Here is an 18,546-nt window from a genome sequence, read left to right as displayed (position 1 = left end):
GGCACGGAGCGGCACGAGCGGCACCGAGCGGCGCCGCTCAGACGTCGGTGCCGTCCGCGTCGTAGCGTCGGCGGGCCGCCTGGACCTCGTCGAAGTGGATCTCCGCCCAGTCCTTCACGGCCGTGAGCAGCAGCGCGAGGTTGCTGCCGAGCGGGGTCAGCTCGTAGTCGACGCGGACGGGGACGGACGGGGTGACCGTGCGGGTCAGGATGCCGTCGCGTTCCAGGGTGCGCAGGGTCTGGGTGAGCATCTTGGGGCTCACGCCGGCGATCCTGCGGGCCAGGTCGCTGTAGCGCTGGGGGCCGGGGGCGAGGGCCGAGACGACCAGGCTGACCCACTTGTCGCTGAGGCGGTCCAGGAGCTGGTTGGTCGGGCAGCTGCGGAGGAAGGCGTCGTACTCGCCGCGTGCCTGTTCGCGCCGCTGGGCGGCGGTCGTGGTGGCCATGGTGACTCTCCTCCTGGTGACGTAGGCACCTTCAGGTAACTACTTCCCCCTGGATAGTAACTCTTCCTAGGGTTGTGACAGCAGGAGGGAAGCGGGAGATGCCCGCAAGTGCCCGCCTGTCCAGGGGAGTTGTCATGCGTGCAGCAGTGGTGCGGACGTTCGGCGGGCCCGAGGCCGTCGAGCTCGTGGACGCGGAGCTGCCGGAGCCGACCGCCCGGCAGGTGCGGATCAAGGTGGCGGCGGCCGCGCTGAACCCGGTGGACGCCGGGGTGCGCTCCGGGGTCTTCGGTGGCGCGGGCAAGCAGATCGGACTCGGCTGGGACGTCGCCGGGACCGTGGACGCGGTGGGGGTTGCCGCCGCGTGGAACGTGGGGGAGGAGGTTGTGGCGCTCGACTACGGGATGGTCAAGCCGCTCGGTACCCACGCGGAGTACGTCGTCGTCGACGCGGACGCGGTGGCGGTCGCGCCGGCTTCCGTGGACGCGGCGCACGCGGCGACGCTGCCGCTGAACGCGCTGACCGCTGCGCAGGCGCTGGATCTGCTGGCCCTGTCGCCGGGGGATTCGTTGCTGGTCACGGGCGGTGCGGGAGCGGTCGGCGGCTATGCCGTCCAGCTGGCCGCGCGGCGCGGCGTGACAGTCGCCGTGCTGGCGCGGGCGCAGGACGAGGAGTTCGTCCGGTCGCTGGGGGCCACGCGCTTCCCGGGCGGCGAGGGGAGTTTCGACGCGGTGCTGGACGCGGCGGTGCTCGGCGCCGAGGTGCTGGCCCTGGTGCGGGACGGGGGCGCGTACGTGGGGGTGATTCCGCAGGCCCAGCCCGCGTCGGAGCGGGGGGTGCGGACCGAGGCCGTCGAGGTGAGCGCGGACGGGGCCCGGCTGGCGGAGCTGGTGCGGGCGGTGGACGCGGGCGAGCTGACCCTCCGGGTGGCCGACACCTTCGCACTGGAGGACGCCGCGAAGGCACACGCACGACTCGCGGAGGGCGGGGTCCGGGGACGACTGGTGCTGGTTCCTTAGGCGGGGGCCCGAGGCCGGGGGTGGTGGAGGGCAGGGGGGCAGAGGGGAGGAGCAGGACCGCCGCGGGCCCGAGGGGCCGCGGGACCTGGCGCGTCCGGGTCGTCCACGAAGCCGCGGGTGGCTCGGTTCGGGCCGGTCATGGGCCGCGATGCCTCGCGTAGGTGGCAGGGGGGACCCCGACCGTCGTGGTGAAGTCGCGGACCAGGTGGGCCTGGTCCGCGTAGCCCAGGTCCGCGGCCAGGGCCGCCCAGTCCACCGTCCTCTCGGCCTCCGCCCGTTCCAGGGCCTCGTGGATGCGGTAGCGCAGGATCACCCATTTGGGGCCCACGCCGACGTACGCGGCGAACAGGCGCTGGAGCAGGCGTACCGACAGTCCCTCGTCGCTCGCGAGGTCCGCGACCCGGCGGACCGCGCGGTCGGTGCGGATGCGGTCGACGAGGGTCATCGCGAGGTCGGCCTGGGGGTCCGGGCGGGGGACACGGGCCGCCAGGAGGTGTGCGTCGAGGGCGGCCACCCGGGCCTCCTCGTCGGTCGGGTCCAGGACCGGGGCCGGGTCGATGCCGGTGAGGTGGACCCGGCGGCCCGTCCAGTGGGAGACCGGGTGCTCGGGGGCGAACGGGCGGAAGCCGCCCGGGCGGAACTTGACGCCGCACACCCGCCCCCGGCCCTCCAGTTTCTGGCTGAAGAGGCCCTGCTGGACGCCGGCGATCTCGACGAAGGGCTCCTGCCCCTCGAACCGCTGGAAGACGAGGTGGACCGCGGGGTGCGGGACCACATGGGAGACGTACGGCTCGGTCAGGTCCCAGTCGATCAGCCAGTAGTGCTCGACGTAGGGCCGCAGGGGCGGGGCCGGCTCGGGGCGGCGGAAGCGCACGCGTGCGAGGAAGTCCGCCGCGTCGACGATGCCTCGGGTGTCACGGCGTGGGGTGGCCATCTCCGGATCGTAGGACGGCCCACTGACAGCGCCACGGCAGTGCCGCCGACAGCGCGATCGGCGGCGCCGCCGACAACGCCACGGCAGCGGTACGGACAGCGCGACGGCCACTCGTGCCGGTGGCGGAATAGTGGGGACGAGGGAGGTGTTTGGCCGGTATAGTTTAACGGTCAACAACTTTGGAGGTTGAGCGACCATGCAGTTCGGGATCTTCAGCGTCGGCGATGTCACGCCGGACCCCACCACGGGCCGTACGCCGACCGAGCGCGAGCGGATCAAGGCCATGGTCGCCATCGCGCAGAAGGCCGAGGAGGTCGGCCTCGACGTCTTCGCCACCGGTGAGCACCACAACCCGCCGTTCGTGCCCTCGTCGCCGACGACGATGCTCGGCTACATAGCCGCGCGGACGGAGAAGCTGGTCCTCTCCACCTCCACCACCCTCATCACCACCAACGACCCGGTGAAGATCGCCGAGGACTTCGCGATGCTCCAGCATCTGGCCGACGGGCGCGTCGACCTCATGATGGGGCGCGGCAACACCGGCCCGGTCTACCCCTGGTTCGGCCAGGACATCCGGCAGGGCATCAACCTCGCCATCGAGAACTACGCCCTGCTGCGCCGGCTGTGGCGCGAGGACGTCGTCGACTGGGAGGGCAAGTTCCGCACCGCCCTCCAGGGCTTCACCTCGACGCCCCGTCCGCTGGACGACGTGCCGCCGTTCGTCTGGCACGGCTCCATCCGCTCGCCCGAGATCGCCGAGCAGGCCGCGTTCTACGGCGACGGCTTCTTCCACAACAACATCTTCTGGCCGGCCGACCACACCAAGCAGATGGTCGAGCTGTACCGCGCCCGGTACGCGCACTACGGACACGGCACGCCCGAGCAGGCCATCGTGGGGCTCGGCGGGCAGGTCTTCATGCGGAAGAACTCGCAGGACGCGGTGCGCGAGTTCCGGCCGTACTTCGACAACGCGCCGGTCTACGGTCACGGACCGTCCCTGGAGGACTTCACCGACCAGACCCCGCTGACCGTCGGCACGCCGGAGCAGGTCATCGAGAAGACGCTCAAGTTCCGCGAGTACGCCGGCGACTACCAGCGCCAGCTGTTCCTGCTGGACCACGCGGGGCTGCCGCTGAAGACCGTGCTCGAGCAGCTCGACCTGCTCGGCGAGGAGGTCGTGCCGGTGCTGCGCAAGGAGTTCGCCGTCGGACGGCCGGCCGAGGTGCCGGACGCGCCGACCCACGAGTCGCTGCTCAAGGCCACCCAGGCCACCCAGGCCACCCAGGAAGGGGTGAACGTCGCATGAGGCTCGTCGTCGTCTCGGCGGGGCTGAGCGTCCCGTCGTCGACCCGGCTGCTGGCGGACCGGCTGTCGGCCGCGACCGTCGGGCGGACCACGGCGGGAGCGGACGTCGACGTGGAGGTCGTGGAGCTGCGCGACCTCGCCGTCGAGATCGCCCACAACTTCACCAACGGCTTCCCCGGACGGAAACTGGCGGCCGCGCTGGCGGCGGTGACGGCGGCGGACGGGCTGATCGTCGTCACGCCGGTGTTCTCCGCGTCCTACAGCGGCCTGTTCAAGTCGTTCTTCGACGTGATCGACCCGGACGCGCTGGCGGGCAAGCCGGTGCTGATCGCCGCCACGGGCGGCTCCGCGCGGCACTCGCTGGTACTCGAACACGCCCTGCGGCCGCTGTTCTCGTACCTGCGCGCCGTGGTCGTCCCGACCGCCGTCTACGCCGCCTCGGAGGACTGGGGCGCGGAGGGCCTGCCCGAGCGGATCGAGCGAGCGGCGGCCGAGCTGGCGACGCTGATGAAGGGCCTGTCCACACCGTCGACGCCGTCCGCACCGGCGAAGGACGACAGGGACGAGAAGACCGGGAAGAGCGAGCTCACGGTGGTCCCCTTCGCCGACCAGCTGGCAGCCCTGGCCGCCCGGTAACCACTGACCGGTGCCCTCCTGAGCGCCGGACGGGCCGATCCGCCCTGTCCGGCGCTGCCTTCGTGGGCGCCGGGAAGGGAAATCCTCCTGTCCGGCGCTGCCCTCCTGAGTGCCGGGCGGGACAAGCCGGCCGGTCCGGCGATCGAGGACGAGGCCGTTCAGGCCGATGCGGGGGTCCGGGGGCGGCAGCCCCCGGGCACGCCCACCCGGTCGGACGGTGAGAGCCCAGTAAGAAGGGTGATCGTAGGACCGTCCCCACCGCCCAACCGCCGGAGGCCTTGGCAGACTGGCCTGGTGCCTCCCACCGTGCTGCTCGCCGAAGACGACCGTGCCATCCGCAACGCCCTGGAACGCGCCCTGGCCCTGGAGGGCTACCGGGTGACCGCGGTCGCCGACGGGGTCGAAGCGCTGGCGCACGCCCACAAGAACCCGCCGGACGTGCTCGTCCTCGACGTCATGATGCCCGGCATCGACGGCCTCCAGGTCTGCCGGGTGCTGCGCGCCGAGGGCGACCGCACGCCCATCCTGATGCTGACCGCGCTGGTGGAGACCGCCGACCGGATCGCCGGCCTGGACGCGGGTGCCGACGACTACGTCGTGAAGCCGTTCGACGTGGAGGAGGTCTTCGCCCGGCTGCGGGCGCTGCTGCGCCGCACCAACCCCGACGCCGCCCCCGAGGCCGCCGCGCCGGTACCCGAAGCACCGAAGCGGGGCACGGAGCGGCACGTGGAGGCGGCCGGGCTGCGGATGGACCCGCAGGCGCGGCGTGCGTGGCGGGGCGGGCGCGAGCTGGAGCTGACCCGGACCGAGTTCGAGCTGCTGGAACTGCTGGCGCGCAACGCCGGGATCGTCCTGGACCACTCCACGATCTACGACCGTATCTGGGGCTACGACTTCGGTCCCGGCTCCAAGAACCTGGCCGTCTACGTCGGCTATCTGCGCCGCAAGCTCGACCAGCCCGGCGCCCCGCAGCTGATCCACACCGTGCGCGGGGTGGGTTACGTGCTGCGGGAAGACTGAGTGAAGCGGTCGAGCGTGAGACGAGGTCGACGGTGAGACGAGGACGCGAGTGAGTCGTCTGCGTCGGTTGCTGTCCCGGCCGCGGCCGAAGCTGGTGTCGTTGCGGACCACTTTCGCGGTGTCCTTCGCGGCCGTGACGGCCGCGGTCACCGTGCTCGTCGGCGTCCTGTCGTACTCGGCGGCCGCCCGGCTGGTCCGGGTGGACCAGGAGTCGGTGTTCGACGAGGTCGTGCAGGACCTGCGCGACGAGGTGCGCGACCACCGGATGGCGCCGGAGGACTTCTCCTCGTCCGCGCCGGGACACGACATCGTCCGACCGGCCCGTACGGACGTACAGGTGCTGGGCGCGGACGGCTCGGTCGTGGACAGCGGCAGCCCCGGACTGCCCGTCCGGACCGCCGATCGCGCGATCGCGGCGGCCGCGGCGGCCGGGCGGATCACCGAGCACAAGGACGTCGACGTCGGCAGTGACGTCTACCGCATCGCGACCGTCTCCCTGGGCGGCAGCCGGGGCGCGGTGCAGGTGGCGCAGGAGTTCAGCGACACCGAGGACCTGCTGCGCGCCCTCCAGCAGCGCACCCTGATCCTGATGATCGCGGTGGTCACGGCCGCGGGGCTGTTCGGCTGGTGGCTGGCCCGGCGCATCACCCACCGACTGGTGATCCTCACCACCGCCGCCGAGGACGTCGCCCGCACCCGCCGGCTCGGCGTGCAGGTGCCGGTCACCGGCCACGACGAGGTGGGCCGGCTGGGCCGCGCCTTCGACCGCATGCTCGGCCGGCTCGCCCAGTCGGAGGAGGACCAGCGGCGGCTGGTCCAGGACGCGGGCCACGAACTGCGCACGCCGCTGACGTCACTGCGTACGAACATCTCGCTGCTGCGCCGCATCGACGAGCTGCCGCCGGACACCCGTGACGAACTGGTGGCGGATCTGACCCAGGAGGCCCGGGAACTGACCGACCTGGTCAACGAGCTGGTCGACCTCGCGGCCGGCCAGTCCGACACCGAGCCGCCGCGGCGGCTGGACCTCGCCGACATCGCGGAGGAGGTCGCGGGCCTCGTCCGGCGCCGCACCGGGCGGCCGGTCCTGGTCCGGACGAGCGGGGACACGACCCTCTACGGGCGGCCGGGCATGCTCCAGCGGGCGGTGTCCAACCTGGTGGAGAACGCGACCAAGTTCGACCGCGAGGGCGGGACGCCCGTCGAGATCGCCGTCACCGGGCCGTCCCGGCCGGGAGTCGTCCGCGTCGAGGTCCTCGACCGCGGCCCCGGTATCGCCGAGGCCGACCTGACCCGCGTCTTCGACCGCTTCTACCGCGCCGCCGACGCCCGCTCACTGCCGGGCTCGGGTCTCGGCCTGTCGATCGTGCGCGAGGTGGCCCTGACACACGGGGGCGCGCCGTTCGCGCACCGGCGGGCGGGGGGCGGATCGGTGATCGGGTTCACGGTGGGCGGCGGGGTGTGACGGGGCGGAGCATGCCGACGGGCCGGGCGTCGCCGTGGCGAGACCCGGCCCGATCGGAGGCGGTTACGGCTCGAGATTCTGCTTGCGCTTCACCGGGTCCGTGGAGGGTGAGCCCTTGAGGGGGAAGTTCTGCTTGTACGTTTCCTCGCTCTCGCAGCTCACGGTCGCCTTCGCTGTCACCGTGGCATTCTTGGCAATCTTCTTGAACGTGACGGAATACGAATTGCTGTTGCCGGCGAGTGAATTATCCGTCTTCGATTCGGCGCCCGCCTTGATCGTCACAGAGTCGGGGGAAGATCCGTCGTTGCAGTCTTCGACAGTTCCGCTGACCGTGACAGGCCCGATGGTGACGGCTTGCGCCTGACCTGCGACGGCGACCGACGCCGCCACCCCTGACAGGGGCAGCAGCGCTGCGACAGTGAGAATTGCGAGACGATTGCGCATGAGCTTCTCCCAGCTGATTACGGCGTGGGTGAGTGGTCCTCTGCCAAGGTCTCGCTTTTGCCGTGTGCGGGTCAAGGGTGATCATTACCCATGGTCAGCGGGGTAGAACTACCCACACGGGGGGCTCATTCCGGGTCGGTGAGGCCGTTTTCCAGAGCGATCCGGGTCAGATCGGGGCGGCGTCGCGAACCTGTTTTCTCGCCGATTCGGTCGAGGTGCGAATGGACCGTGTGTTTACTGATGCCCAATGCGGCGGCGATTTCGTGGTCCGTTGAACCATTGGCGAGGAGCCGCAGGATGTCCTGCTCCCGGTCCGTGAAATGGGGAGAGTTCCCCATCAGATGGCTGGCGGGTGCGGAGACATAGCTGTTGCCCGAGCCCACGGTCCGGATCGCCGTCAGCATTTCGTGTGCCTCCGCCTGCCGGCTCAGATAACCGCTCGCGCCCGCCCGGAGCGCCTGGACCGCGTCCAGCTGCGGTGAGGACGACAGCACGAGGACGGCGTGCCCCCTCCTCCGCAGCTTCGTCACGGTCGCGGCGAGTCTCGGGGCGGGCTGCTGGAGGTCCATCAGGACGACGTGCGCGCCTCGCAGGCTGCCGTCCGCGCTCTCGATCGACGGCGCGGCCGCGACCAGGTGGAGGTCGGGAGCGGCGCTGATCAGGTTCGAGATGCCGTGCCGGAAGACGGGGCAGTCCCCGATGACCGCGATCCGCACGCGTTCGGCGCAACCGCTCACCGGCACCTCCGCTGCTCGATGGACAGGGCACGACCGGCACGCCCCGTCCCAGAGTCGGCGGGGCGGGCGCCTCCTGCGCGGTGGACTAGACCCTTCGGGGGAACCATGCGCCGTGGCCGACAGGGCGAGGTGACGGGAGTGACGGGAGGTGAGGTGAGGCAGGTCATATGCGGCGGATTGAGTTCCGTACGGGGGTGAATTCCGTACCCCCGTACGACGGCGGTGTCCGAGTGCGAGGATGAGGCGCCATGACTGCTGGGTGGTGTACTCGCACGCTACGGGCCGCGCTGTTCGCGGCGGTCTGCGTGCTGCTCGCCGCCCTGGGTCACGTGATGATGTCCGGGGCCGAGGTGCCCGCGTGGGCGCTGGCCGCGGCCGTGGCCGTCACCGGGATCGCGGGCTGGTGCCTTGCGGGCCGGGAGCGCGGGCTGCCGCTGATCGTGACGGTCGTGGTCGCCGCCCAGACGGCCCTGCACTCGGCGTTCTCGCTGGCCGCGCCGGAGTCCGGTGCCGCGGCGTCCGCGGGCATGGGCGCCATGGACATGGGCTCGACGCACATGGACTCCATGGACATGGGCCACATGGATCACGTGAGTCATGTCGGCCACATGAGCCACGTGGGCCACATGAGTCACATGGGGGAGGGTGCCGGAGGGGTCGGTTCCTCCTCGTTCGGCATGCTCGCCGCCCACCTGCTCGCCGCGCTGCTGTGCGGGCTGTGGCTGGCGCACGGCGAGAAGGCCGCGTTCCGGATTCTGCGGGCGGTGGCCGGACGGCTGGCCGCGCCGCTGCGGCTGCTGCTCGCCGTGCCCGTCACCCCGGACCGGCCACGGGTCCGCTTCCGCCGCCGCCGCTCGGCACGAGCGCCCCGGCTGCTCCTTCTCACCCACGCGATCGCCACTCGGGGTCCGCCCCTGGGGGCCGCTGCCGCCGTCTGACATCCGACGTCCGACATCCGACTTTCGACGTCCGACGACAGACCGGCAGCAGGCGACCCGGGGCTGCCCCTGTGCGCCCCGGGCCACGGCCGTACGCCCGTGCAGACGGGTGTGGGGCCATAACACCCTCATGCCCTCGTGGATGATCCGAGAAGGACACCAGGTGATCACGTCTGCCGTGAAGGCACCTCAGGCACCTCAGGCAACCCAGGTACCTCAGGCAACCCAGGTACCTCAGACACCCCATGCCTCCCCTGCGTCACAGGCCGCGCTCGACGAGTCGATCACCGCATGGGCGCTCGCCGCCCGGGCCGGTGACGCGGACGCGGTCGAGCGCTTCGTACGCGCTCTGCACCGCGACGTCCTGCGTTACGTCTCGCATCTGTGCGCCGATCCCCAGGCGGTCGACGACCTCGCCCAGGACACCTTCCTGCGCGCCCTCGGCAGCCTGCACCGTTTCGAGGGTCGCTCCTCGGCCCGTTCCTGGCTGCTGTCCATCGCCCGCCGGGCGGTGATCGACAGCTATCGGTACGCCGCCACCCGGCCCCGGCTGTCCGACGTACCGGACTGGCAACTGGCCGCCGAGCGCGCCCAGCCGCGCGACCTGCCGGGCTTCGACGACGGCGTCGTCCTGCTGGACCTGCTGGCCGCGCTCCCGGCGGAGCGGCGGGAGGCGTTCGTGCTCACGCAACTGGCCGGACTGCCCTACGCGGAGGCGGCGGAGGCGAGCGGCTGTCCGGTGGGCACCGTGCGGTCGCGCGTGGCGCGGGCCCGGGCGACCCTGGCGGACCTGCTGGAGGAGGAGCCGGCGGACGAACCCGCCACCCTCGCGGCCTGACCCGCACGGTCTGTGCGACTCGTGCGGTCTGTGCGACTCGTGCGGCCCGTAGGACCCGTACAAGCTCCGACATGACCCGGGCGGGTCACCGGCTCTGCTGGAGGCGGTGGCCCGCACCATGGGTCAATGTTGTGCACTTTATTGACGGCGGTTACTTCAAGGCCTAACTTCACGGTGTCCTTCCCCCGGTCTAGGGAGACCGCGATGCCCCCGTCCCCCGTCGCATCACCGTCACCGTCCCCGTCCCCGTCCAAGTCCACGACCGCCGAACGAACCCGGCAGCTGCGCGTGGTCGCCGCCTCCGGACTGCTCGGCACCGCCGTGGAGTTCTACGACTTCCTCGTCTACGGAACCGTCGCCGCCCTCGTCTTCGGCGAGCTGTTCTTCCCCGGAGCCGACCCCGCCGTCGGCACCATCGCCGCGTTCGGCACCTTCGCCGCCGGCTATGTCGCCCGCCCGCTCGGCGGCATCCTCTTCGGGCACTTCGGCGACCGGCTCGGCCGCAAGTCGATGCTGCTGCTCACGATGGGCCTGATGGGCGGCGCGAGTTTCCTCGTCGGACTGCTGCCCACGTACGACACGATCGGCGTGTGGGCGCCGGTGCTGCTGATCACCCTGCGGGTCGTGCAGGGCCTCGCCATCGGCGGTGAGTGGGGCGGCGCCACGCTCATGGTCGTCGAGCACGCGGGCGAGCGGCGGCGCGGACTGTGGTCCAGCTTCACGCAGATGGGGGCCCCGCTCGGCTCCCTGCTCTCCACCGCCGTCGTCGCACTCGTCGTCACCCTCCCCAAGGACGAGTTCGCGGCCTGGGGCTGGCGGGTGCCGTTCCTGCTGAGCGTGGTGCTGCTCGGCGTCGGGCTCTTCGTCCGTCTCAAGGTCGTCGAGAGCCCGCTGTTCGCCGAGGTGAAGAAGGACCGCGCCGAGTCACGGCTGCCCATCCTCGACGTGCTGCGGCGACCGCGCCCGGTCCTGCTGGCCTGCTGCGTCGGCATCGGCGCCTTCACCGCCCAGTCGCTGCTCACCAGCTATCTGATCGCGTACGCCACCGGCATCGGCTACGCCCGTCCGCAGGTGCTCACCGCGCTCACGGTGTCCGCCGCCGTCGCCCTCGTCGTGCTGCCCTGTGCTTCCGCGCTCTCCGACCGGGTCGGCCGCCGTCCGGTCGTCCTCGCCGGAGCGCTCGCCTCGGCGGCGCTGGCCTTCCCCGTCCTCGCGCTGGTCGACTCCGGGTCGCCCGGACTGCTGATCCTCGCCGTCGTCCTCGGCCACGGCATCGCCCAGTCCACGATGTACGGCCCGCTGGGCGCCCTGCTCACCGAGATGTTCGGCACCCGGGTCCGCTATACCGGCGCCTCCCTCGGCTACCAGGGCGCCACCCTCATCGGCGCCGGCTTCTCCCCGATGATCGCCGGCAGTCTGGTGGCGGGAAGCGGCAACAGCACCCCCGTCTCCCTGCTGCTCTGCGGCGGCGCCGCGGTCACCGCCGTGACCGTCCTCTTCGTGCGCGAGACCAGTCGGACGTCCCTCTCCGACACCGCGGACCCCGCCGAAGGCTCCGACGCCCCCCACACGCAGGAGATCTCCGCATGACGCCCCCCGACCACACCCGTACCCCCGTCCCCACCCGGGGCCGTACGCGCACCGCCTGGGCGGCTGCCGTCCTGCTCGCCGTCGCCGCCCTTCCGGCCTCGACGGCGGTGGCCGCGCCGGACACGAGCCATGTCGAGGGCCGACTCCCCTCCGGCGCCGCGTACATGATGGACGTGCCCGCCGCCTGGAACGGCACCGTGCTGCTCTTCAGCCACGGTTACACGTCCGGTCCCGCCAACCCCGCGCAGGACGCCCCGGACGACGCCACGAAGACCCTCCTCCTGGAGAGGGGTTACGCGCTCGTCGGCTCCTCGTACGCCACGACGGGCTGGGCGGTGACGGACGCGGTGCCCGACCAGCTCGCCGCGCTCGCCGCCTTCACCGACCGCTTCGGCGCGGCCGGCCGGACGATCGCCTGGGGACGGTCGTACGGCGGGCTCGTCACCACGGCCATCGCCGAACGCCACCCGGACCGCATCGACGGCTCCGTCGCGCTGTGCGGCCTGGTCCAGGGCGGTGTCGCCAACTGGAACAACACCCTCGACCCGGCCTTCGCCGTCAAGACCCTCCTCGCGCCCGGCTCCGACGTCCCGCTGGTGGACCTCGCGGACCAGACGGCCGCCACCGAGGCGGCGAACGCCCTGACGGCCGCGGTCGACTCGGCGCAGACGACGGCCGCCGGCCGGGCCCGGATCGCCCTCGCCGCCGCCCTGCACAACATCCCGGTCTGGAACCAGCCGACGCAGCCCCGGCCCGCCGCGACCGACTGGGACGCGCAGCAGGCCAACCAGTACGACGCCGTCAAGGGGCTGCTGAAGATCGCCGCCTTCAACCGGCGGCAGGAGGCCGAGGTCCGGGCCGGCGGCAACATGTCCTGGAACACCGGCGTCGACTACGCGAAGCTGCTCGGCCGGTCCTCCGTCCGCAAGGAGGTCACCGAGCTGTACAGGAAGGCCGGACTGTCCCTGACGGCCGACCTGACCGCCCTGAACCGGGCCCCGCGCATCGCCGCCGACCCGGCCGCGGCGGCATGGATGAGCGGCACCAGCTCCTTCACCGGGAAGCTCACCAAGCCGCAGCTCTCCGTCCACACCACCGGTGACGCCCTCGTCCCGGTCCAGACCGAGAGCGCCCTGCGCCGGGCCGTGACCGCCGCCGGGTCCTCGGCCCTGTTGCGGCAGGCGTACGTCGACAACGCGGGCCACTGCACCTTCAGCCCCGCCGAGCAGCTCGCCGCCCTGCACGCCCTGGAGGACCGCCTCTCCACCGGGCACTGGCGGGGCACCGACCCGGCAGCCCTCAACTCCCGTGCCACGGCGGCCGATCCGACGACCCCCACCCGCTACGTCGCCTATCGCCCCACGCCCTACCTGCGCCCGTACGACCTCGCCCACCCTGCCGACCGCCGATAGCCCCGACGACCGTCCGCCGCACCCTCCGGCGGGCGGTCGTACCCTTTCCCCCGTGGAGGACGACGACATCCCGGACACCATGCGGCACGACATGCCACACGACATGCCAAGCGAGGTGCCGGACACCTCGGACGGCGGTGCTCCGCAGCTGCGCCCGCAGTCGCTCATGCTCGCCTTCTTCGGCAACCACGTCCTGGAAGAAGGCGACCTGTGCGTCTACTCGGGCAGCATCATCGACGTGCTCGGCCGGGTCGGCGTCGGTGAACAGGCCGTACGGTCCACGCTGACCCGCATGGTCAGCCGGGGCCTGCTGCGACGGCAGCGGGAGGGCCGCAAGATGTACTTCGGCCTCACCGAGCAGGCGACCCGCGTACTGCGGGACGGCCGTACCCGCATCTGGCGCGAGGGCGCGGTCAACGACGACTGGGACGGCGACTGGACGCTGCTCGGCTTCTCGCTCCCCGAGTCCCGCCAGCGCGAGCGCCACGACCTGCGCTCACGGCTCGCCTGGTCCGGGTTCGGCGCGCTGTACAGCGGGCTGTGGATCGCGCCGGGGAAGGTCGACGTCGCCCCCGTCGTGGCCGAACTCGGCCTCACCGCCCACGTCAAGATCTTCCACGCCTCCGCCGACGAGGCCACCGACATCGGCCTCATGATCCGCGACACCTGGGACCTGGAGAGCGTCGCCGCCCGCTATGTCTCCTTCGACAAGCGCTGGACGGCCCACCTGAACGCGGGACCGGGCGAGGATCCGATCGGCACCCGCCTGCGCCTGGTCAGCGAGTGGCTCTGGACGATCCGCGCGGACCCCCGGCTCCCGTCCCGGCATCTCCCCCCGGACTGGCCGGCCCGCCCCGCCCAGGACAGCTTCCGCCAAGTGGCCCGACAAACCGAGACCCCGGCCCACCACGAGGCCCGCCACCTCCTCCAGACAACAGCTCTACGCTGACCGGCCGTTCCGCCGGTCCATCGCCCCCGCCCGCCGGTCAGGTGTCCTTGCGGGCCACTCCGCCGTAGATGCCGATCGGTGGGGCGTTGTGCTTCGGGGGCTCTTCGGGGCGCCAGTCGGGGACCGGGACCAGGCCCGGGTCGAGGAGCGTGAAGTCGCCGAAGAGGTCCAGGACGCGGGCGTGGGGGCGCAGGTTCAGGGAGGCGCTGGCCTTGTTGTAGACGGAGGCAGCGTTCTCGCGCCGGTCCTCGTGGACGTCGCCCGTGGCGTGCGACAGGACGAGGTAGGAACCGGTGGGCAGCGCGTCACGGAGCGTCGCGACGACGGCGTCCGGGTCGTCCGCGTCGGCGAGGAAGTGCACGACCGCCACCAGCAGCAGTGCCACGGGCTCGTCGAAGTCGATGATCTTGCGGACGTCGGGATGGTCGAGGACGGCGCGCGGATCCCGCAGGTCGGCCAGGACGACCGAGGTGTGGGCGTTGGTGCCGGAATCGGTGTCGGCGTCGGCCATGAGGGCCATCGAGTGGGTGCTGACGATCGGATCGTTGTCGACGTACGCGACCCGGGTGCCGGGGGCTATGGAGTGCGCGACCTGGTGCACGTTGGGCTCGGTGGGCAGGCCCGTACCGATGTCGAGGATCTGCCGGACACCGCCCTCCGCGACGACGTGCCGGACGGCGCGGTGCATGAAGTACCGGTTGGCGCGGACCCCGTCCCGCACCTCGGGTGCCACCTTGATGAACTGCTCGGCGGCATCCCGGTCGACCTCGTAGTTGTCCTTCCCGCCGAGGAAGTAGTCGTACATCCGGGCGGGGTGGGGCTTGCTCGTGTCTATCTTCAAGAAGGGGCTGCCGGTGCCGCCGCTACCGGCGTCGCTGCTGCCGCTGAGGGGAGAGGTCATGCTGCCTGGCTCCGTCCTGGACTCGCGTCCCACCACCGGATGAACCGCCGTGAGTGACTGTCGGATCATCATTCACCATGCGGGGTCGCTCGAAGACCAGCCCGTCCCCGTGGCGGTCGACGCCTTCCGTGAACCCGAACGACCGGACCCACAGCGGGAGTTCCCGTCACGAGGGCGAGCCGCCGACGACGGTCGCCGCTGCCGCCCGGACGGCCGCGGCTCGACGCTGGTGAGGCCCGGCGGAGGCGCTGACACCGTCGCGCCAGAAAGGCGTGCCCGCGTGGAGCACCGACCGTGAGGCGCCGCCGTCCGACGGGTACGGCTGTATGCGGCCACGGTCACGACGGCTTCCAGCGCGAGGTCGTCGTGATCCCGAAGTCGGTCCGCGCCGAGCGCACGGCGGAGAACATCGACGTCTTCGACTTCCGGCTCACCGACGAACCAGATGGCCGCCGTCGCCGCCCTGGGCACGGGGGAGTCCCTGTTCTTCGATCACCGGGATCCGGCCATGGTCAGCCGCCTCGGCCATGTCGGCCTCGACGCCCGACGGCATCGAGCGCGCGCCGCACCCACCGAAAAGGGCGAGGTCCGAAGACCTCGCCCGCCACCGTGGAGACCTCGGCTCACGGCCACACCAAGCAGTACGGCTGATGCCCCGCCTCGTGCAGACGGTGGCTGAAGTCCTGCCACTCGTGCAGCAGCTGGTAGACGTTGAACGCGTCCCGGGGGCCGCCTCGGTCCGGGACCGTCGACCAGATGAAGGCCGCCGCGCCCACCGCTTCCTCGCCTATGTCCCGCAGCGGATCCACGACCGTCATGGGGAGCTTCACCACGGCGTAGTCGGGATGGAGGACGACCAGTTCCAGCGGGGGCACCTTGCTGAGGGGGACGCCTTCGATGCCGGTCAGCACCATCGCGGCCATCGTCTCCGGCTTGATCTTGGTGAACATGCCGTTCATGCCGAGCTCGTCGCCGCCGAGCTCCTCGGGGCGCATCGAGATCGGGACGCGGGCCGCGGTCGCGCCGTCGGGCGCGCCGAAGTACTTGTACGTCACCCCCACCCGACCACCATTCCTGCTCCCCGCCCGGAGGGGATCGATCCGCTGGTCGACTCGCCGCTCGACCTGCTCGAACCGTTCGACCTGGTCCAATCGCTCGATCTGGTCGATTCGGTCGATCTGATCGATCCGGTCGATCCGCTCGGGCTCACTCGGTACACCTTGTGCCTGCGTCTGACGTGCTTCGTTGGCTTCCTCAGCGTCGCGCCGGTGCCTTCCCCGCCGGGCACGTCGAGGACCCAGGTCGTCAGTCCCCTCGCCCAGTCCACCACCGCGATGCATATCTCCACCCGACTGCTTTTCTAGGACGCGTGGCCCCCGCCGCGCAACCCGATCATCGTGTCAGTGACCTCCCCCACGGCCGCCCGCCGAAACGTGCGTTGAAACACCTGTCCGCAGGATCTTCGCAGCCACTGGACACACGGTCGGTGTGAGCTACGTCTATCAGGCCCGTTCCGACTCAGTTTCGCAGATGGTGAAGCGGATGACGGCCCCGCCGGCCCCGACCGCCGCTGGCCTACCCTGGGAGGTCACTGACAACCGGAGTCCAGCAAGTCGGAGAAGGTCGGAGAAGTCGCAGGTCATGAGCGAACTGCCCTATTCATACGATGCGCCTGTATCGCAGGCGCTGTTCGACCGTGCGTCCGCCGTCACGCCGGGGGGTGTGAACTCGCCGGTGCGCGCGTTCCGTGCCGTGGGCGGCACGCCCCGGTTCATGGTGTCCGGCACCGGCCCGTACCTGACGGACGCCGACGGCCGGGAGTACGTCGACCTGGTCTGTTCCTGGGGGCCCATGATCCTCGGGCACGCGCACCCCGAGGTGATCGCCGCCGTTCAGGAGGCCGTCTCGCGCGGTACCTCCTTCGGTACGCCCGGTGAGGGCGAGGTCGCGCTCGCCGAGGAGATGGTCGCCCGCATCGAGCCCCTGGAGGCGGTGCGGCTCGTCTCCAGCGGCACCGAGGCCACCATGTCGGCGATCCGGCTGGCCCGCGGCTTCACCCGGCGCACCAAGGTGATCAAGTTCGCCGGCTGCTACCACGGGCACGTCGACTCGCTCCTCGCGGCGGCCGGCTCCGGGGTCGCGACCTTCGCGCTTCCCGACACCCCCGGCGTCACCGGCGCCCAGGCCGGCGACACCATCGTCCTGCCGTACAACGACATCGAGGCCGTGCAGGAGGCCTTCCACCGGCACCCCGGCGAGATCGCCTGTGTGATCACCGAGGCCTCGCCGGGCAACATGGGAGTCGTGCCGCCCCTTCCCGGCTTCAACCAGGGGCTCAAGGACGCCTGCCAGAACAACGGCGCGCTCTTCATCTCCGACGAGGTCATGACCGGGTTCCGTACCAGCCGGGCCGGCTGGTACGGGATCGACGGTGTGCGGCCCGACCTCATGACCTTCGGGAAGGTCATGGGCGGCGGCTTCCCCGCCGCGGCCTTCGGCGGGCGGGCGGACATCATGGCGCACCTCGCCCCCGCCGGGCCCGTCTACCAGGCCGGCACCCTCTCCGGGAACCCCGTGGCGACGGCCGCCGGGCTCGCCCAGCTGCGGCTCCTCGACGACGCCGCCTACGCCAGGATCGACGACGTCTCCACCCGGATCCAGACGCTGGTGTCGGAGGCGCTGGCCAAGGAGGGGGTCGCGCACACGCTCCAGAGCGCCTCCAACATGTTCTCCGTCTTCTTCACGGACCGGCCGGTCCGTGACTACGAGGACGCCAAGGCGCAGGAGTCCTTCCGCTACACCGCCTTCTTCCACTCGCTGCTGGCGAACGGCGTGTATCTGCCGCCGTCGTCCTTCGAGTCCTGGTTCGTGTCCACGGCCCACGACGACCGGGCCGTCCAGAGAATCGCCGACGCCCTCCCGGCGGCGGCCCGAGCGGCTGCGGAGGCCACAGCGGCATGACCACCCCGGAAAACGCCCCCGAGAACGCGCCCGACAAGGCCTTCGAGGACGACCTCGAAGACGCCCTCGCGAACACCTCGGGCAACAAGGACCTCACCGTCGTCCACCTCATGCGGCACGGTGAGGTCCACAACCCCGACGGGGTGCTCTACGGCCGTCTCGACGGCTACCACCTCTCCGAGCTGGGCCGGCAGATGGCCGACCGGGTCGCCGAGCACCTCGCCTCCCGCGATGTCACCCATGTCGTGGCCTCCCCGCTGGAGCGGGCGCAGGAGACGGCGACGCCGATCGCCAAGGCGCACGGGCTCGACCTGGCCACCGACGGGCGACTCCTGGAGGCGGAGAACGTCTTCCAGGGCAAGACCTTCGGTGTCGGGGACGGGGCGCTGCGCCGGCCCGAGAACTGGAAGCACCTCGTCAACCCTTTCAAGCCGTCCTGGGGCGAGCCGTACGTCGACCAGGTCGTCCGGATGATGGGTGCGCTGGACGCGGCGAAGGACGCGGCCCGCGGGCGGGAGGCGGTGCTCGTCAGCCACCAGCTGCCGATCTGGATCGTGCGGTCCTACGTCGAGCGGCGGCGGCTGTGGCACGACCCGCGCAAGCGGCAGTGCACGCTCGCCTCGCTGACGACCTTCACGTACCAGGGCGACAGGATCGTGTCCGTCGGCTACAGCGAGCCCGCCATCGACCTGGTGCCCGCCCATCTCCGGGCCGGCGCCAAGCCGGTGCAGGGGAAGAGCAAGGCCTTCGGGGCGTAGGCCCACCGCCCGGCCGGATCCGCCCTCCGGGTCCGGCCCTCCGGTTTGCCCTCCATGTCCGGCCACCGGCTCCGACCCCGGAACACGTGGCCGGGTGCTGTGGCTGAAACAAGCCCTTCTGTTACGGAATCCGGAACTATCGGCGGAACCTCCTCGTTCGTCACGTCCTCTGAATGGGTGACCATCGGAAAATGTGA

18 protein-coding genes are annotated in these 18,546 nt (G+C 71.4%); 12 read left to right on the top strand and 6 right to left on the bottom strand.

Going from position 1 to position 18,546, the window contains the following annotated elements; genetic code table 11:
• Positions 1–37 precede the first annotated feature (37 nt).
• Positions 38–445: a helix-turn-helix domain-containing protein gene (locus OHU34_RS18235; RefSeq protein ID WP_142265611.1), complete on the bottom strand. Its 408-nt coding sequence runs from the start codon at positions 443–445 to the stop codon at positions 38–40.
• A 134-nt stretch (positions 446–579) separates the two neighbouring features.
• On the opposite strand from OHU34_RS18235, the gene OHU34_RS18230 reads away from it, so the two are divergent.
• Positions 580–1,461 (top strand): zinc-binding dehydrogenase, encoded by an 882-nt coding sequence (locus tag OHU34_RS18230; protein ID WP_405767244.1) that lies wholly within the window; start codon positions 580–582, stop codon positions 1,459–1,461.
• 136 nt (positions 1,462–1,597) lie between these two features.
• Here OHU34_RS18230 and OHU34_RS18225 read toward each other — a convergent pair whose 3' ends face one another.
• A complete protein-coding gene (locus tag OHU34_RS18225) occupies positions 1,598–2,395 on the bottom strand; it encodes a DUF6597 domain-containing transcriptional factor (RefSeq protein ID WP_405767242.1) in 798 nt (265 codons plus the stop codon).
• Between the two features lie 196 nt (positions 2,396–2,591).
• Between OHU34_RS18225 and OHU34_RS18220 the strand changes: the two genes are divergently transcribed.
• The 4 genes from OHU34_RS18220 to OHU34_RS18205 all read left to right on the top strand — a co-directional run bounded on the left by OHU34_RS18220 (position 2,592) and on the right by OHU34_RS18205 (position 6,821).
• On the top strand, positions 2,592–3,701 hold the full coding sequence (locus OHU34_RS18220; RefSeq protein WP_405767240.1) for an LLM class flavin-dependent oxidoreductase: 1,110 nt from the start codon (positions 2,592–2,594) through the stop codon (positions 3,699–3,701).
• Positions 3,698–4,336 (top strand): FMN reductase, encoded by a 639-nt coding sequence (locus OHU34_RS18215; protein WP_405767238.1) that lies wholly within the window; start codon positions 3,698–3,700, stop codon positions 4,334–4,336. Before OHU34_RS18220 ends, OHU34_RS18215 begins: the two co-directional genes overlap by 4 nt.
• Before the next feature lie 294 nt (positions 4,337–4,630).
• Positions 4,631–5,356: a response regulator transcription factor gene (locus tag OHU34_RS18210; RefSeq protein ID WP_200839763.1), complete on the top strand. Its 726-nt coding sequence runs from the start codon at positions 4,631–4,633 to the stop codon at positions 5,354–5,356.
• Between the two features lie 49 nt (positions 5,357–5,405).
• Positions 5,406–6,821: a HAMP domain-containing sensor histidine kinase gene (locus tag OHU34_RS18205; RefSeq protein ID WP_142265616.1), complete on the top strand. Its 1,416-nt coding sequence runs from the start codon at positions 5,406–5,408 to the stop codon at positions 6,819–6,821.
• 63 nt (positions 6,822–6,884) lie between these two features.
• Here the strand turns inward: OHU34_RS18205 and OHU34_RS18200 are convergent, their stop codons facing one another.
• Positions 6,885–7,265 (bottom strand): hypothetical protein, encoded by a 381-nt coding sequence (locus tag OHU34_RS18200; protein ID WP_142265617.1) that lies wholly within the window; start codon positions 7,263–7,265, stop codon positions 6,885–6,887.
• 125 nt (positions 7,266–7,390) lie between these two features.
• A complete protein-coding gene (locus OHU34_RS18195; protein ID WP_405767234.1) occupies positions 7,391–7,981 on the bottom strand; it encodes a response regulator transcription factor in 591 nt (196 codons plus the stop codon).
• A 269-nt stretch (positions 7,982–8,250) separates the two neighbouring features.
• On the opposite strand from OHU34_RS18195, the gene OHU34_RS18190 reads away from it, so the two are divergent.
• The 5 genes from OHU34_RS18190 to OHU34_RS18170 all read left to right on the top strand — a co-directional run bounded on the left by OHU34_RS18190 (position 8,251) and on the right by OHU34_RS18170 (position 13,729).
• Positions 8,251–8,940 (top strand): hypothetical protein, encoded by a 690-nt coding sequence (locus tag OHU34_RS18190; protein WP_405767232.1) that lies wholly within the window; start codon positions 8,251–8,253, stop codon positions 8,938–8,940.
• Positions 8,941–9,082: 142 nt separating this feature from the next.
• The gene (locus tag OHU34_RS18185; protein WP_405767229.1) at positions 9,083–9,778 is read left to right on the top strand and encodes a sigma-70 family RNA polymerase sigma factor; all 696 of its coding nucleotides are present in this window, start codon (positions 9,083–9,085) and stop codon (positions 9,776–9,778) included.
• 204 nt (positions 9,779–9,982) lie between these two features.
• On the top strand, positions 9,983–11,368 hold the full coding sequence (locus OHU34_RS18180; RefSeq protein WP_142265619.1) for an MFS transporter: 1,386 nt from the start codon (positions 9,983–9,985) through the stop codon (positions 11,366–11,368).
• Positions 11,365–12,780: a S9 family peptidase gene (locus OHU34_RS18175; protein WP_142265620.1), complete on the top strand. Its 1,416-nt coding sequence runs from the start codon at positions 11,365–11,367 to the stop codon at positions 12,778–12,780. The genes OHU34_RS18180 and OHU34_RS18175 overlap by 4 nt, the downstream gene beginning before the upstream one ends.
• Positions 12,781–12,883: 103 nt before the next feature.
• A complete protein-coding gene (locus OHU34_RS18170; RefSeq protein WP_405772291.1) occupies positions 12,884–13,729 on the top strand; it encodes a PaaX family transcriptional regulator C-terminal domain-containing protein in 846 nt (281 codons plus the stop codon).
• Positions 13,730–13,766: 37 nt separating this feature from the next.
• Here OHU34_RS18170 and OHU34_RS18165 read toward each other — a convergent pair whose 3' ends face one another.
• Both OHU34_RS18165 and OHU34_RS18160 read right to left on the bottom strand, forming a co-directional pair.
• A complete protein-coding gene (locus OHU34_RS18165; protein WP_405767226.1) occupies positions 13,767–14,630 on the bottom strand; it encodes an SAM-dependent methyltransferase in 864 nt (287 codons plus the stop codon).
• Positions 14,631–15,253: 623 nt separating this feature from the next.
• Entirely contained in the window at positions 15,254–15,691 is a 438-nt protein-coding gene (locus tag OHU34_RS18160; RefSeq protein ID WP_020130078.1) for a hypothetical protein, read from the bottom strand.
• A gap of 580 nt (positions 15,692–16,271) precedes the next feature.
• Here OHU34_RS18160 and hemL point away from each other — a divergent pair.
• A complete protein-coding gene (gene hemL, locus OHU34_RS18155; RefSeq protein ID WP_142265622.1) occupies positions 16,272–17,591 on the top strand; it encodes a glutamate-1-semialdehyde 2,1-aminomutase in 1,320 nt (439 codons plus the stop codon).
• Between the two features lie 110 nt (positions 17,592–17,701).
• Complete coding sequence (locus OHU34_RS18150; RefSeq protein ID WP_142267988.1) at positions 17,702–18,349, top strand: histidine phosphatase family protein; 648 nt, start codon at positions 17,702–17,704, stop codon at positions 18,347–18,349.
• Positions 18,350–18,546: the final 197 nt, after the last annotated feature.

It is taken from the genome of Streptomyces sp. NBC_00080, from assembly GCF_045041255.1.
Lineage (GTDB): Bacteria > Actinomycetota > Actinomycetes > Streptomycetales > Streptomycetaceae > Streptomyces > Streptomyces coriariae.
Note: the sequence above shows the minus strand (reverse complement) of the source record. Positions and strands in the feature narration are given on the sequence as shown.